General features: G+C 60.8%; 15 protein-coding genes. 6 read left to right on the top strand and 9 right to left on the bottom strand.

Annotated elements, in window-relative coordinates:
- Positions 1-2 precede the first annotated feature (2 nt).
- From flgK to N8H71_RS11400, 7 genes are all read right to left on the bottom strand, one after another.
- Entirely contained in the window at positions 3-2,048 is a 2,046-nt protein-coding gene (gene flgK, locus N8H71_RS11430) for a flagellar hook-associated protein FlgK (RefSeq protein WP_262194064.1), read from the bottom strand.
- Positions 2,049-2,069: 21 nt separating this feature from the next.
- Positions 2,070-3,362 (bottom strand): flagellar assembly peptidoglycan hydrolase FlgJ, encoded by a 1,293-nt coding sequence (flgJ, locus tag N8H71_RS11425; protein ID WP_262194063.1) that lies wholly within the window; start codon positions 3,360-3,362, stop codon positions 2,070-2,072.
- Between the two features lie 11 nt (positions 3,363-3,373).
- Positions 3,374-4,462, bottom strand: a complete 1,089-nt coding sequence (locus tag N8H71_RS11420; protein WP_039765528.1) for a flagellar basal body P-ring protein FlgI — start codon at positions 4,460-4,462, stop codon at positions 3,374-3,376.
- Between the two features lie 27 nt (positions 4,463-4,489).
- Complete coding sequence (gene flgH, locus N8H71_RS11415) at positions 4,490-5,185, bottom strand: flagellar basal body L-ring protein FlgH (RefSeq protein ID WP_262194062.1); 696 nt, start codon at positions 5,183-5,185, stop codon at positions 4,490-4,492.
- Between the two features lie 53 nt (positions 5,186-5,238).
- Positions 5,239-6,024 carry a flagellar basal-body rod protein FlgG gene (gene flgG, locus N8H71_RS11410; RefSeq protein WP_007958342.1) on the bottom strand — a complete coding sequence of 262 codons (786 nt, stop codon included), beginning with the start codon at positions 6,022-6,024 and terminating at the stop codon, positions 5,239-5,241.
- A gap of 45 nt (positions 6,025-6,069) precedes the next feature.
- Positions 6,070-6,810, bottom strand: coding sequence for a flagellar basal body rod protein FlgF (locus tag N8H71_RS11405; protein WP_007958343.1), 741 nt, complete (start codon positions 6,808-6,810; stop codon positions 6,070-6,072).
- 311 nt (positions 6,811-7,121) lie between these two features.
- Positions 7,122-8,681 (bottom strand): sigma-54-dependent transcriptional regulator, encoded by a 1,560-nt coding sequence (locus N8H71_RS11400; protein ID WP_262194061.1) that lies wholly within the window; start codon positions 8,679-8,681, stop codon positions 7,122-7,124.
- 280 nt (positions 8,682-8,961) lie between these two features.
- Between N8H71_RS11400 and phhA the strand changes: the two genes are divergently transcribed.
- From phhA to N8H71_RS11370, 6 genes are all read left to right on the top strand, one after another.
- On the top strand, positions 8,962-9,753 hold the full coding sequence (gene phhA, locus N8H71_RS11395; protein WP_039765515.1) for a phenylalanine 4-monooxygenase: 792 nt from the start codon (positions 8,962-8,964) through the stop codon (positions 9,751-9,753).
- A 110-nt stretch (positions 9,754-9,863) separates the two neighbouring features.
- Complete coding sequence (locus N8H71_RS11390) at positions 9,864-10,220, top strand: 4a-hydroxytetrahydrobiopterin dehydratase (protein WP_003222798.1); 357 nt, start codon at positions 9,864-9,866, stop codon at positions 10,218-10,220.
- Positions 10,220-11,413: an amino acid aminotransferase gene (locus tag N8H71_RS11385; protein ID WP_262194060.1), complete on the top strand. Its 1,194-nt coding sequence runs from the start codon at positions 10,220-10,222 to the stop codon at positions 11,411-11,413. The genes N8H71_RS11390 and N8H71_RS11385 overlap by 1 nt, the downstream gene beginning before the upstream one ends.
- A gap of 258 nt (positions 11,414-11,671) precedes the next feature.
- Positions 11,672-11,803 carry a hypothetical protein gene (locus tag N8H71_RS11380; RefSeq protein ID WP_007958347.1) on the top strand — a complete coding sequence of 44 codons (132 nt, stop codon included), beginning with the start codon at positions 11,672-11,674 and terminating at the stop codon, positions 11,801-11,803.
- Positions 11,804-11,876: 73 nt separating this feature from the next.
- A complete protein-coding gene (locus tag N8H71_RS11375) occupies positions 11,877-12,059 on the top strand; it encodes a hypothetical protein (RefSeq protein WP_262194059.1) in 183 nt (60 codons plus the stop codon).
- A 95-nt stretch (positions 12,060-12,154) separates the two neighbouring features.
- A complete protein-coding gene (locus N8H71_RS11370) occupies positions 12,155-13,342 on the top strand; it encodes an MFS transporter (protein ID WP_262194164.1) in 1,188 nt (395 codons plus the stop codon).
- Here the strand turns inward: N8H71_RS11370 and arfB are convergent.
- Positions 13,339-13,752: an alternative ribosome rescue aminoacyl-tRNA hydrolase ArfB gene (arfB, locus tag N8H71_RS11365; protein WP_011333010.1), complete on the bottom strand. Its 414-nt coding sequence runs from the start codon at positions 13,750-13,752 to the stop codon at positions 13,339-13,341. The genes N8H71_RS11370 and arfB overlap by 4 nt on opposite strands.
- Positions 13,753-13,842: 90 nt before the next feature.
- Positions 13,843-15,261 (bottom strand): amino acid permease, encoded by a 1,419-nt coding sequence (locus N8H71_RS11360; RefSeq protein WP_262194058.1) that lies wholly within the window; start codon positions 15,259-15,261, stop codon positions 13,843-13,845.
- Between the last annotated feature and the right edge of the window lie 439 nt (positions 15,262-15,700).

Raw genomic sequence — 15,700 nt, 5'->3', positions numbered from 1 at the left:
CCTTAAAGGCTGTTGATCAGCGTGGCGAAGGTTTCCTGCGCAGCCTTGATGATCTGCGAAGACGCTGTGTAGTACTGCTGAAACTTGACCAGGTTGCCGGTTTCTTCATCCAGGTTAACCTGAGACAACGAATCCCGTGCGCCCTGAGCCTGATCCAGGATCACCGTGGTGGCGGCGCTGTCTGACTTGCTCTGGGCGGCCTTGGTGCCGACGTTGGTCACCAGCTTGTTGTAGGCGTCGGTCAGGCTGATGCCCTTGCTTGCGGTGCCGGTGTCCACTGTCTGTTTGGTTTGCAGGCCGACCAGCGCCTGGGCGTTGCGGTTGTCCGAAGACGCCGCGCCGGTCAGGTTGATGGTGAAGGTTTCGCCAGACTTCGGCGTCGCACCCACAGTGGTCTGCACGGTGAAGGTCTTTTGCACGTTCGGGATGACGGAGGTGTCCATCACCGCATTACCGGCGGAATCGACCATGCCGATCTTGAGGTTCAGGGTGTTGGCCTGGCCTGGAACGATAACGCCGGAGCCGATCGTGAAACCTTTGGAGTCGACCATGTTGTAAGTCTGACTACCGCTGGTCGTTGCACCGAACACCAGTTTGACCGGCGTCGAATATTTCAACGCATTCTGCAACTCGGCCTGGGACGTCGGGTTGTAGATGTCGATGGTGTCGGTCAGCGTCGGCTGAGTGTAAGTACCGGAGTTATTGGCACTGGCGACACCGGTCAACGGCGCGGCCGCTGCGATTTTTTTCGGGTCGGTGAGCACGGTCTGAATGCTCGCCGCTGCGTTGCGGGTCGGGGTCACCTTGAAGGTGTCGCCGGCGCTCAGCGCACCGCCGTTAAGGGCCAGAGTGAAACCGTCGATCACCGGTGGCGGTGTGGTCGTGGTGCTGAACGAACCCAGGTCAGTGCCGTCGGAGCGCTTGACCGTGTAGTCGGTCGCGCTGGTAAACGTGACCTGATAGTCGCTTGTGGTCAGCTTGCCGGTGTCCGTGATGGTGACATCAAGGTTGCCCGAGCCTGCACTGTTACCGGACTGGGCAATGCTGCGCTGGCTGATCAGCGCGGCACTGTTGATGTTGTTGAAAATGGCTGCGCCAAAGTCACCGTTCTTGTCGATGCCCTGGGCTTGCTGGCGGTTGACCTGGTCGGCTACGACCAAGGCCACACGACCCAGCTCATTGAGCGCAGGATCGAGGACTTCCTTGCGATAGGTCAGCAGGCCACCGATTTCGCCGCCGGTCATTGCCGAGGTGATATCGATGGTGCTCGAACCGCGATCCATCTGGATGCCCATGCGCGACGGGTCACCTTTTACCGGCACGGTGCTCAGGGTGTTGGTGGTGTTGCCGATGACCAGCGGCTGGCCGCTGCCGATGTAGATGTCGAAGCTGGTGCCACGCTCGACGACCTGCGCACCGGTCAGCTCGGAGAGCTGGCGCACGGCTTCATTACGGCTGTCGAGCAGATCGTTCGGCTGGCCGCCGCTGGTGGAAATTTCGCCGATCTTCTGGTTCAGCGTGGCAATCGAAGTCGCCAGCTTGTTCACCTGAGACGCCATGTCGGACAGATTGCCGTTGAGCGTGGCGTTCTGGTCGTTCATCTGCTTGGCCAGCGCGTTGAAGCGACTGGTCAGCGCCTGGGCACCGGTCAGCACCGACTGACGCGAAGTGTCATCGGTCGCCGACGTCGAGACGCCCTGCATCGAGGTGAAGAATTTCTGCAACACGCCAGTCAGGCCAGTGTTGGTGTCGGACAACGAACCGTCCAGCGCTGTCGCCTGCGCACCGTAGGCAGCGGCTTCGCTGTTGAGCGAAGTGGCCGTACGCAACTGCGTTTCGAGATAGGAGTTGTACACCCGGCGCACGTCGGCCAGGGTCGTACCGGTGCCGATGAACACGTTGCCATACTGGATCGAGGACTTGGTGTTCTGCACGGTCTGCTGGCGTGAATAACCGGCGGTGTCGACGTTGGCAATGTTGTTACCTGTCACAGCCAGAGAGGACGAACTCGCGGCCAACCCCGACATCCCGATATTGAGCAAACTCATGATTCAAACCTTACCGTATGTTTATAAAGGCGTCGTTGAAACGCCGGCCGCAGCGTAGTTCTGATTGACGGTCATCTGTTTGGCTATCTGCGAAATCTTTGTCGCGTAGTTCGGGTCGGTCGCGTAACCGGCCTTCTGCAATTCGCGTACAAACTGTTCTGGGTTATCGGCAGACTTCAGCACATCTTGATAGCGATTATTGCTCTGCAGCAAAGTCACCAGATCGTGGAAACTGTCTTTGTACGAGGCATAGGAACGGAACTCGGCCGTCTCCTTGACCATCTGCCCGTTGCGGAATTCGCTGGTGATCGCCCGGGCCGAATCGCCCTTCCAGTTGCTGCTGGCCTTGATGCCGAACAGGTTGTGGCTGCTACTGCCGTCCTGGGCGCGCATGACCGATTTGCCCCAACCGGTTTCCAGCGCGGCCTGAGCCACCAGATAACGCGGATCGACGCCAATGCGTGCGGCGGCCTCCTGGGCCATCGGCAGCATGGTGTTGACGAACTGGTCGGCGTTGCTGAACGCGCGCTTGGCGGGTGCCAGCGGGATCTGCGCCATGGCACGGCCGTAAATCTGCATCTGTCCGCCGGAAGCCTTGTCCGCCTCGGCGCGGTCCAGCCAGTCGCCGTTGTACAGCGGGCCGGAACCGGTAACAGCGGTGGTCGTGACGCGTTGCGGCAATTGAGTGGCAGCCGCCGGCGTGGCCGAAGGCACCAGACCTGCGAGCAAGCGATCCGCCAGTTTCGGCGGCAACGCCAGACGACGCTGGTTGATCATTTCCATGTCGTTGCGATGAGTCAGTTCGGTGTTCGGCGCATGCACCGAACGCGACGCCCACAACGGACGCTCGCCATTGAGTCGCGACAACGGACCGTTGGTGGCCACGGTGCCGGCAGCGACAGGCGTCACAACGGCAGCAGCCTTGGCCAGGGCTTCTTGCTGCTTGGCGGCGGACGCAGCCGCAGCCTCGCCCGGCGCCATCGGTTTGTTCTTCGACATCTGCTTAAGCAGCACGTCGGCCAGGCCGATACCACCCCCCTCGCGCGACAGGGAAACCGCCAGTTGCTGGTCGTACATTTCCTGATACTGCTTGGCGGCCGGCGTGTTGAGCGGATTGTCCTGGCCCAGCGCTTCGGTGGCCGAACGCATCGACTTGAGCATTTCACCGAGGAACAGCGATTCGAATTCCTGCGCTACCTTGCGCATGTTCGCGTCGCTGTTCTTGTCGCCGACCTTCAGCTGACTCAAGCGATTGAGGTCGGAGTACGACCCCGAATCGCTGCTGCTGACCAGACCGCTCTTGCGCATATCCATGGTCGCCGTCCTCAGATCACGATCAGGTCGGCTTGCAACGCGCCGGCCTGCTTCAGTGCTTCAAGGATGGCCATCAGGTCACCCGGCGCTGCGCCGACCTGGTTCACCGCACGAACGATCTCGTCGAGGGTGGTGCCCGGGCCGAACTTGAACATCGGCTTGGCTTCCTGCTCGGCATTCACACGCGAGCGCGGCACCACGGCGGTCTGGCCGTTGGACAGCGGGCCCGGCTGACTGACGATCGGGTCTTCGGTGATGGTCACGGTAAGGCTGCCGTGGGTCACGGCGGCTGGCGACACCTTCACGTTCTGGCCGATGACGATGGTGCCGGTACGCGAGTTGATGATGACTTTCGCCACGGCCTGACCCGGATCGACTTCGAGGTTTTCCAGGATCGACAGGTAGTCGACGCGCTGACTCGGATCGAGCGGCGCGGTGACGCGGATCGAACCGCCATCGATAGCCTGGGCGACACCAGGGCCGAGCATGTCGTTGATCTTGTCGACGATACGCTTGGCGGTGGTGAAGTCGGAACGGTTGAGGTTCAGCGTCAGGCTGTTGCCCTGGTTGAAACCGCTCGGCACCGAACGCTCGACCGAAGCACCGCCAGGGATGCGACCAGCCGACGGAACGTTGACGGTGATCTTCGAACCGTCACGACCTTCGGCATCGAAACCGCCAACCACCAGGTTGCCTTGGGCGATGGCGTAGACGTTGCCGTCGATACCCTTGAGCGGGGTCAGCAACAGGGTGCCGCCGCGCAGGCTCTTGGAGTTACCGATGGACGACACGGTGATATCGACCTGCTGACCCGGTTTGGCGAACGCCGGCAGATCGGCACTGACCGATACCGCCGCGACGTTTTTCAGCTGCACGTTACCCGATCCCGGCGGCACCTTGATGCCGAACTGCGAGAGCATGTTGTTGAAGGTCTGCAGGGTGAACGGGGTCTGCGTGGTCTGGTCGCCGGTGCCGTTGAGGCCGACCACCAGGCCGTAGCCGATCAACTGGTTGGAACGCACGCCGGAAATGCTGGCGATGTCTTTCAACCGTTCGGCTTGTGCATTGAAGGCCGCCGACAACAGAAACGCGGCCACCATGAGACTCTTGAAATTCAACGTAGCCACCTAGAAAGGGAACAGCGGGCTGAGGAAGAAACGGTCGAACCAGCCTGGCTGACTCGCATCGGCGAACGAACCGGTGCCCGAGTAGGTGATGCGCGCATCGGCGACCCGGGTCGAGGACACGGTATTGTCGGTGGCGATGTCATCGGCCCGTACCAGACCTGCAATCCGCACCAGTTCGTCGCCGGTGTTGAGGGTCATCCACTTCTCGCCGCGCACGGCGATGATGCCGTTGGGCAGCACGTCGGCCACAGTCACGGTGATCGAGCCGGTCAGGGTGTTGCCCTGCGCGGCCTTGCTGTCACCCTTGGTTGCACGGTCGCCTTCGTAGCTGGCGCTCAGACTCAGGTCACCGTCACCGAACGGACTGTTGGTGGTGGCGCTGCCACCGAACAACGAAGTCAGGCCGATGCCGGTCTTGCTGTTCTTGGCCACTTGCGAGTTGGCGTTCTTGCTCGCCTGTGTCTTCTCGTTCAGGGTGATGGTGATGATGTCACCGACCCGGAACGCCTTGCGGTCGCTGTACAGGTTCTGTTCGAAGCCGGCCTGATAGATCGAGCCGTTGTTGGCGGCCGCCGGCAACGGCGTACGCGGCAACACCGGGGCGTAGTAAGGGTCATTGGGCTTGGGCGTCGAAGGGACGCAGCCCGCGAGCGAGACGACCCCGCTCAATGCCACAACAGATACAAAGCGCTTCATGACCCTTACCTCACGGTGTTGCCGGCGACCTCATGGCCGCCACTTGGACTTGATTACAGATTCTGCGTTACGAACGAGAGCATCTGGTCGGCGGTGGAGATCACCTTGGAGTTCATCTCGTACGCGCGCTGGGTGGTGATCATGTTGACCATCTCTTCCACGGTGCTGACGTTGGAGGTTTCCAGGGTGTTCTGCAGGGTGGTGCCGAAACCGTTCAGGCCCGGAGTACCGACTTGCGGCGCGCCAGAAGCGGCGGTCTCCAGGAACAGGTTGTTGCCCACGGCTTGCAGACCGGCCGGGTTGATGAAGTCGGCGGTTTGCAGGTTGCCGATCACTTGTGAAGCGGCGTTGCCGGCAACGGTGATCGACACAGTGCCGTCACGGCCGACGGTGAAGGTCTGGGCATTGTTCGGGATGACAATCGCCGGCTCCAGCGCGAAACCACTGGCATTGACGATCTGGCCATTGGAGTCGAGGTGGAAAGTACCGTCACGGGTGTAGGACGTGGTGCCGTCCGGCTGCAGGATCTGGAAGAAACCGCGGCCGTCGATGGCCATGTCCAGCGGTTGCTCGGTGGTTTGCAGGCTGCCGGCGGTGAAATTTTTCTGGGTGCCGACGATGCGCACACCGGTACCCACTTGCAGACCCGACGGCAGTTCGCTGTCCTGGGTCGACTGGGCGCCTGGCTGACGCTTGATCTGGTACAGCAGGTCCTGGAACTCGGCGCGGTCGCGTTTGAAACCCGTGGTCGACACGTTCGCCAGGTTGTTGGAAATGGTGGTCAGGTTGGTGTCCTGGGCGGACAGACCGGTTTTGGCAACCCATAGAGCCGGAAGCATTCGATTCTCCTCGTGCGCCTGTTTTACGGCGCGACGTTCTGATAATTAGCTGATCTGCAAGACCCGAGCCATGGCCTGGTCGTCGTCTTTGGCGGTGTTCATCATCTTGACGTGCAACTCGAACTGCTTGGCCAGGGCCAGCACCGACGTCATCTCTTCCACGGCATTGACGTTGCTCGACTCCAGGAAACCCGACACCAGCTTGACGTTGGCATCGGCCGGCGCAGGCTGGCCGTCCTTGGTGTAAATCGAACCGTCCAGGCCCTTGTTCATGTTCTTGATGTCCGGATTGACCAGCTTGATGCGGTCGACTTCGGCCATGACACGGGGACCCTCGCCCATCGCACGGATACTGATGGTGCCGTCTTCACCGACTTCCACCTGCTGCTCCGGCGGCACGGCGATCGGTCCGCCATTGCCCATGACCGGCATACCGTTGCCGGCACGCAACACACCGAGGGCGTCGATATTGAGGCTGCCGGTGCGCACATAGCTTTCACCGCCATTAGGGTTCTGCACGGCGATCCAGCCGTTGCCCGACACGGCGACGTCGAGGTCACGGCCGGTCTGCACCAACGAGCCCGGCGTGAAGTCGGTGGCGGGCCGTTCGCTCATGGCAAACGCACGCGCCGGAAAGCTGTCACCGAACACCGGCATCGAACGCGCCTGCTCCAGGTCGCGCTGAAAACCATTGGTGGAGATGTTCGCCAGGTTGTTGGCATGAGCCTTTTGCGCCAGTGCGTTCTGGCTGGCGCCGGTCATTGCCACATAAAGGTACTTGTCCACACTCTTTCCTCTGCATGCCGGACGTTTGCCGCCCACCGCTGTACTGCTGAGCCATAAGCAATTTGCAGACCAACTTTTTTCTGACGGCCGAGGGCCCGGTAAACAAAGGACTTGAGGGATTTTGTGGAGATCAGGGAAATGTATCGAAGACGAAAAACCGGCGGTGTCATGCCGGTAGGTGGCAAAGGCTGACGCAGAGATTGCCGGGATTACCGCTTTCGCGAGCAGGCTCGCTCCCACAAGAGATCGCATTTTCACTGTGGGAGCGAGCTTGCTCGCGATGAGGCCATCAGAAGCGATGCAATTACCGGTTAAGACTCACTCTTGCCGACTTCATACTCACGCAGCTTGTTGGCAATCGTGGTGTGCGAAACCCCGAGCCGCTTGCCCAGCTGGCGACTGCTCGGATGCTCGGAATACAAACGTTCCAGCACCGCTTTCTCGAAGCGCCCGACAATTTCGTCCAGCCCGCCCTCGAGGGAAAAATCGCCAAGCGGCTGACGCACACCGTAATCCGGCAGGCGAATGTGCTCGGCCTTGACCGTGCCGCCGTCGCACAGCGAAACCGCCTGGAACAACACGTTCTCCAGTTGCCGCACGTTGCCCGGCCAGTGGTAGTGACTGAGCCGGTCCATCGCCGCTGGCGCCAGTTTCGGTAGCGGGCAGCCGATCTGCCGGCTGGCCTGATCGAGGAAGTGCTCCACCAGCGGCGTCAAACCGTCGAGGCATTCGCGCAGTGGCGGGATGTGCAGCGACAGCACATTCAAGCGGTGATACAGATCCTGGCGAAACTCGCCGCGCGCGCACAACTCCGACAGGTCCACCTGGGTGGCGCAGATCACCCGCACATCCAGGTAAACCTCTTCATCACTGCCCACCCGACGGAAGCAGCCGTCCTGCAGGAAGCGCAGCAGTTTCACCTGCAAGCGCGGGCTCATTTCACCAACGCCATCGAGAAACAGCGTGCCACCCGCCGTCAGCTCCAGCAGCCCGAGCTTGCCTTCGGCCCGCGCGCCTTCAAAGGCACCGGGGCCGTAGCCGAACAGTTCGGTCTCGGCCATCGACTCCGGCAGTCCCGCGCAGTTGAGCGCCATCAGCGGTGACTGGCCGCGTGGACTCGCCAGGTGACAGGCCCGCGCCAGCAACTCCTTGCCGGTGCCGGTTTCGCCTTCAATCAGCAGTGGCGCATCCAGCGGTGCCATGCGCCGTGCTTCGCGCACCACCGCCGCCATCACTTTCGAGCTCTGGAAGATGCTGTCGAAGCCACGCAGCTCCTGCTTGCGCACGTTATAAATGCGCTCGCCGACGCGGTCCGCGCGATGCAAGGTCAGCACAGCACCGGCCATCGCCTCGCTGTCGTCGTGCTCCGATTGCAGCGGCGCAATATCGGCCAGAAAGATGTCGCCCTTGACCTTGACCCGCATCCCGTTGATTCGCGACTTATTGGCGCGCACCAGCTCCGGCAGGTCGAAATCTTCGGCGTAACGCGACAATGGAATCCCCGGCACCTCGTCGACCCGCACCCCGAGCAACTGCGCCGCCGCCCGGTTGGCGGCGACGATGGAGCCGCCCATGTCGATCGACAGCACCGGAAACTCCAGCGCGCCGAGCAACGCATTCAACTCCATGTGCCGCCGCTCGCTGGGCATCAGCCCTACCCGCTTGACGCCGAACACACCGGCAATCGCTTCAAACTTGGGTCGCAGCGCCTGGAACTGAATATTGATCAGGTTCGGGCAATGCAGATAGATAGCGTTGCCATGCTCACCGCCCACTTCGCCACGGGCGACGTTGATCCCGTATTCCACCAGCAGATTGAGAATGTCGCGCAGGATGCCGATGCGGTTCTGGCAGTGGACTTTGATACGCATATAAAGGCCCGAAACAGGTGAAGAGGCGGTCTGACGCCGGAATTTTCTGCGCAGCGCGCAAGATAGTCGTCAAGATTATGTGACAGCCATCGGCCATTTCAAACCCGACAGTCACCGCAAACACGACTTATCGCACGAATCGTAACGAAAATTTTACGAATTAAAGAGACTTTTCCTACTCGACCGGTCTTCAACCTGCTGCAACAACGAACGTTCCGGGGTATTTCTCAGTCCATCGCAGGACATAACAAGAACGAAATTCCCCTCGCAGGAGAGCAGTATGAAGCAGACGCAATACGTGGCCCGCGAGCCCGATGCGCAAGGTTTTATCGACTACCCCGCCGAAGAACACGCGGTGTGGAACACGCTGATCACCCGCCAGATGAAAGTGATCGAGGGTCGCGCGTGCCAGGAATACCTGGACGGTATCGAGAAACTCGGTCTGCCCCACGACCGCATTCCGCAACTGGGCGAGATCAACAAGGTGCTCGGCGAGACCACCGGTTGGCAGGTTGCCCGCGTTCCGGCGCTGATCCCCTTCCAGACCTTTTTCGAATTGCTCGCCAGCAAGCAGTTTCCGGTGGCCACGTTCATTCGCACCCGTGAAGAACTGGACTACCTGCAAGAGCCGGACATTTTCCACGAGATCTTTGGCCACTGCCCGCTGCTGACCAACCCGTGGTTCGCCGAATTCACCCACACCTACGGCAAGCTCGGCCTGCAAGCGACCAAGGAAGAACGCGTTTACCTGGCGCGCCTGTACTGGATGACCATCGAGTTCGGCCTGGTCGACACCCCGCAAGGCAAACGCATCTACGGCGGCGGCATTCTGTCTTCGCCGAAAGAAACTGTTTATTCGCTGTCGGACGAGCCCGAGCATCAGGCCTTCGATCCGCTGGAAGCCATGCGCACGCCGTATCGCATCGACATTCTGCAACCGCTGTACTTTGTCCTGCCGAACCTCAAGCGCCTGTTCGATCTGGCTCATGAAGACATCATGGCCATGGTCAAACAAGGCATGCAGCTGGGTCTGCACGCACCGAAGTTTCCGCCAAAACCAAAAGCCGCGTGACACGCGACTTTTGCTTACAAGTGAGTCTGTCAGTCGTCGCCACTTTGGTTTAGCGTGGCGACATTGACCGCCAATATAAAAAAACACCTTCAGATTTCAGGAAGTCCACCATGTCCACTTTGAACCAAGCCCATTGCGAAGCCTGCCGTGCCGATGCCCCACAAGTCAGCGATGAAGAGCTGCCGATCCTGATCAAGCAGATCCCTGACTGGAACATCGAAGTACGCGACAGCATCATGCAGCTGGAAAAAGTCTTCCTGTTCAAAAACTTCAAACATGCGCTGGCCTTCACCAACGCCGTCGGCGAGATCTCCGAGGCCGAAGGTCACCACCCGGGTCTGCTGACCGAATGGGGCAAAGTCACCGTGACCTGGTGGAGCCACTCGATCAAGGGCCTGCACCGCAACGACTTCATCATGGCCGCGCGCACTGACGAAGTGGCCAAGACTGCAGAAGGACGCAAGTAATGCACTTCGACGCCATCGGCCGGGTGCCCGGCGACCCGATCCTCGGCCTGATGGAGGCCTACGCGCAGGACTCCAATCCGCGCAAGTTCGACCTCGGCGTGGGCGTCTACAAGGATGCCCAAGGCCTGACGCCTATCCCCGAGGCGGTGAAAATCGCCGAGGCGCGTCTGGTCGAGAGCCAGGACACCAAGACCTACATCGGCGGCCACGGCAATCCGCTGTTCGGCATGGTCATCAACGAGCTGGTGCTCGGTGCCGATTCGGCGCTGATCACCCAGCAGCGTGCCGGCGCCACCCAGACCCCGGGCGGCACTGGCGCCCTGCGTCTGGCGGCGGACGTCATCGCGCAATGCCTGCCAGGCAAAGGCGTATGGCTGAGCAACCCGACCTGGCCGATCCACGAAACGATTTTCGCGGCCGCCGGCGTCAAGATCAGCCATTACCCGTACGTCGGCAGCGACAACCGCCTCGACGTCGACGCGATGCTCGCCGTGCTCAATGAAGTGCCGAAAGGCGATGTAGTGCTTCTGCACGCGTGCTGCCATAACCCGACCGGTTTCGACCTGAGTCACGACGACTGGCATCGCGTGCTGGATGTGGTGCGCAGCCGTAATCTGCTGCCGCTGATCGACTCTGCCTACCAGGGCTTTGGCGACGGTCTGGAGCAGGATGCATGGTCGACCCGGCTGTTTGCGGCCGAGTTGCCTGAACTGCTCATCACCAGTTCCTGCTCGAAGAACTTCGGCCTGTACCGCGACCGCACCGGTGCGTTGATCGTCAGCGCGAAAACCGCTGACAAGCTCATCGACATCCGCAGCCAGTTGGCGCACATCGCCCGCAACCTGTGGTCGACGCCACCGGATCACGGCGCGGCCGTAGTCGCCACGATTCTCGCCGACCCGGAGCTGAAACGCCGCTGGGCCGACGAAGTGGAAGCCATGCGTCTGCGCATCGCCCAGTTGCGCAGCGGCCTGGTGGAAGCGCTGGAACCGCACGGTCTGCGCGAGCGCTTTGCACACATTGGCGTGCAACGCGGGATGTTCTCCTACACCGGCCTGTCACCGGAGCAGGTGAAAAACCTGCGCGAGCATCACAGCGTGTACATGGTCAGCTCGGGCCGGGCCAACGTCGCCGGGATTGATGCAACGCGTCTGGACCTGCTGGCCGAAGCGATCGCCAACGTCTGCAAATAAACACAACCGTGGGAGCGAGCCTGCTCGCGATAGCGGTGCATCAGTCAGCACAAATGTCGACTGACACGCACTCATCGCGAGCAGGCTCGCTCCCACACTTGCCCTGCGTCACCCTGTCGCACTTGTCTAGACAATCCCGCCCGTCGAAACAAATGGATTTAAAAATCTGTTTGTCACTTTTCCTGCTGTATCCTTCGCAGGCTTTCTGAAAGCGCGGATCTACCAGATCTATCAACAGACTTAGCGAGGAGCGCAACCATGCACGAGATTCCGAATCTCCCCTTCCCAAGCCTGCACGAAACTGAGCAGACGACCACGCAACAAGCCGGTGCCCAACAGCCCGAGCCGAAAGAAGCCGCCGAGAGCCGTCCGGCCGACAGCGAAGAGTAAGCAACACCCGCCGTACAGACCGTGTGGAAAGCGCTAACATGCGCTTTCCACACTGCCTGAAACCGAGCCTGCAATGACCGACGAATCCTTTAACGAACAACAGGCCGAGATCCTGATCGGTGCCACCGAGAAGATGATCGAGATCTGGACCCGTCTCTCGCCCGAGAAACAGGCCGCCCTGCTCGCCCGTTTCGGCAGCGAAGAAAACGCGCTGGCTGCCCTCGTCACCACGCAATTGGTCGCCCCGGCCAAATAGTTTTACTTTTCCCCGCCCCAGACGCGTCCGCACCGGTATCATGAGCAGCCTATCTATTCTGCTCTTCCCGTGGATCGTAATTCATGTCGTCCTCTATGCCAGAACCCCAGCGTCCCCTGGCGGTCACGCTGCAAGTCGTTTCCATCGTCCTGTTCACCTTCATCGGCTACCTGAACATCGGCATTCCGCTGGCGGTGCTGCCCGGTTATGTGCACAGCGACCTAGGCTTCGGCGCGGTCATCGCCGGGCTGGTGATCAGCGTGCAATACCTGGCCACCCTGCTCAGCCGTCCGTATGCCGGCAAGATCATCGACAACCAGGGCAGCAAACGTGCGGTGATGATTGGCCTGGCCGGTTGTGGCTTGAGCGGTGTGTTCATGCTGATTTCGGCGTGGACACCCAATCTGCCGTTGCTGAGCCTGATCAGCCTGCTCGTCGGCCGTCTGGTGCTGGGCAGTGCGGAAAGCCTCGTTGGCTCAGGCTCGATCGGCTGGGGCATCGGCCGCGTCGGCGCCGCCAACACCGCCAAGGTCATCTCGTGGAACGGCATCGCCAGTTATGGCGCGCTGGCGGTCGGCGCACCGCTGGGTGTGTGGCTGGTCAGCCGTTTCGGTCTGTGGAGCATGGGTGTGAGCATTCTGTTACTCGCAACACTGGGGCTGCTGCTGGCCTGGCCGAAAACCGCCGCGCCGATCGTTGCCGGCGAGCGTCTGCCGTTCATGCACGTGCTCGGTCGCGTTTTCCCGCACGGCTGCGGACTGGCGCTGGGCTCGATCGGTTTCGGCACCATCGCCACCTTCATCACCCTGTATTACGCCACGCAGCACTGGGATAACGCGGTGCTGTGCCTGAGCCTGTTCGGTGCCAGCTTCATTGGTGCGCGGCTGCTATTCGGCAACCTGATCAACCGCCTCGGCGGCTTCCGCGTGGCGATTGCCTGCCTGTCGGTGGAAACCCTGGGCCTGCTGTTGTTGTGGCTCGCGCCCGACGCGCACTGGGCATTGGCCGGTGCGGCACTGAGCGGTTTTGGTTTTTCGCTGGTGTTCCCGGCGCTGGGCGTGGAAGCGGTGAACCTGGTGCCGGCCTCCAGCCGTGGCGCGGCAGTCGGGGCCTATTCGTTGTTCATCGACTTGTCGCTGGGCATCACTGGGCCGCTGGCGGGTGCGATTGCGGCGGGCTTCGGTTTTGCCTCGATCTTCCTGTTCGCCGCCCTCGCCGCGCTGAGCGGCCTGGCACTGAGCGTCTATCTGTACCGCCACACGGCAAAGTACCGCGAAGACTAGAAATCCACCTTGCCGCGCCCGGCCTTGATGCTGCCGCGCTTGGTTTTCGACTCGAGCCGACGCTTCTTTGAACCCAGCGTCGGCTTGGTCGGCCGGCGCTTCTTCTCGACCTTGGTGGCGCTGAGGATCAGCTCGGTCAGACGCTCCAGCGCATCGGCGCGATTCTGTTCCTGCGTACGGTACTGCTGGGCCTTGATGATCAGCACGCCGTCGCCGGTGATGCGACTGTCACGCAACGCCAGCAGCCGCTCCTTGTAGAACTCGGGCAACGACGAGGCCGGAATGTCGAAGCGCAGATGCACGGCGCTGGAGACCTTGTTGACGTTCTGCCCACCGGCGCCCTGGGCGCGGATGTACGTCAGTTCGATCTCGGCATCCGGCAGATGCACGTTGTTGGAAATCACCAGCATGGAAAAGCGTCCGTAATCAGAACCCGCAGGATACCGCGAAAGCATAAAAAACCCGGCACTTGGCCGGGTTTGTTGTTTTTGCAACGACGCTTACTTGGCAGCGCTCGCGGCGTGCGGTGCCTGTTGTGCACCGCGCTTGTTCTTGATCACGTAGCAGACCCACATGAACACCACCCACACCGGGATCGCGTACACCGAGACCTGAATGCCCGGGATCAGCAACATCACACCGAGGATGAACGCGACGAAAGCCAGGCAGATGTAGTTGCCGTATGGGTACCACAGCGCCTTGAACAGCGGCTTCTGGTTGGTCTTGTTCATGTGCTGGCGGAACTTGAAGTGCGAGAAGCTGATCATCGCCCAGTTGATCACCAGCGTTGCAACCACCAGCGACATCAGCAGTTCCAGCGCGTGTTGCGGGATCAGGTAGTTAAGTAGCACCGCAACCAGAGTCACTGCCGCCGACGCCAGGATCGAACGCACCGGCACGCCGCGCTTGTCGATCTTCGCCAGCGCTTTCGGCGCATCGCCCTGCTCGGCCATGCCCAGCAGCATGCGGCTGTTGCAGTAGGTGCCGCTGTTATACACCGACAATGCCGCGGTCAGGACCACGAAGTTGAGGATGTGCGCGGCGGTGTTGCTGCCAAGCATCGAGAACACCTGCACGAACGGGCTGCCGCTGTAGGAATCGCCGGAAGCGTTGAGGGTTTCCAGCAGGCTGTCCCACGGGGTCAGCGACAGCAGGATCACCAGCGCGCCGATGTAGAAGATCAGAATCCGGTAGATCACCTGGTTGATCGCCTTCGGGATCACGGTTTTCGGCTTGTCGGCTTCGGCTGCGGTGAAACCGAGCATCTCCAGACCGCCGAAGGAGAACATGATGATCGCCATGGCCATCACCAGACCGCTCACGCCGTTCGGGAAGAAGCCGCCGTGGGACCACAGGTTGCTGACCGAAGCCTGCGGGCCGCCATGGCCGCTGACCAGCAGGTAGCTGCCCAGGGCAATCATGCCGACGATCGCCACGACCTTGATGATCGCGAACCAGAATTCGGCTTCACCGAAGACTTTGACGTTGGCCAGGTTGATCGCATTGATCAGCACGAAGAACGCCGCCGCAGTGACCCAACTCGGGATCTCCGGCGCCCAGTAGTGGATGTATTTGCCGACCGCGGTCAGCTCCGACATGCCCACCAGGATGTACAGGATCCAGCAGTTCCAGCCCGACAGGAAACCGGCGAAACCACCCCAGTATTTGTGCGCAAAGTGGCTGAAGGAACCGGCCACCGGCTCTTCGACGATCATTTCGCCGAGCTGGCGCATGATCATGAAGGCGATAAAGCCGCAGATGGCATAGCCGAGGATCATCGACGGGCCGGCGGATTTCAGCACCCCGGCCGAGCCGAGGAACAATCCGGTACCGATCGCGCCACCAAGGGCGATCAGTTGAATATGGCGATTTTTCAGGCCGCGTTTCAGCTCGCCTGATTGCGAGTTTTGTCCACTCATGAAAAAGGTCTCACGCAAGGTTTGATGATGTTCAGTAGACGTTGCTGCAAGGTTGCGATTTCAACCAACCTTGATCAAACCCCAGCGCAGGCACCAGGAATTCAGCTTTTTTACAACGGTCATGCGTCACCTGTTTGTTTTTATCTGTGACGAAATCGAACCCGACACGCTTGTGACGCGGCGGAGTGAACAAGGTGGATAAACCTTGAGGTTTGCGCGATTACGCAGAGGGTCACAGTTAAAACGCGGCGCATTGTACACCGCTAACCCCCTGCTGCCAGACCTCGCCGGATCAGCGTGTCGGTTGCCGGGATTGCATGTGTCCACCCCGGGAGGCCCGGGCGGCTGCAAAAATTGAGTCAGGCCTTTGCAGGCCATCGGCGTGGACGATGGAAAATCCGCCCCACGTGGAGAGGTGAAATTGGATAACGGCGTTCAT

The sequence above is a fragment of the Pseudomonas koreensis genome (genome assembly GCF_025447595.1).
In the GTDB taxonomy this organism is placed as follows: Bacteria; Pseudomonadota; Gammaproteobacteria; order Pseudomonadales; family Pseudomonadaceae; genus Aquipseudomonas; species Aquipseudomonas koreensis_H.
This window is presented reverse-complemented; position numbering and strand designations above follow the sequence as displayed.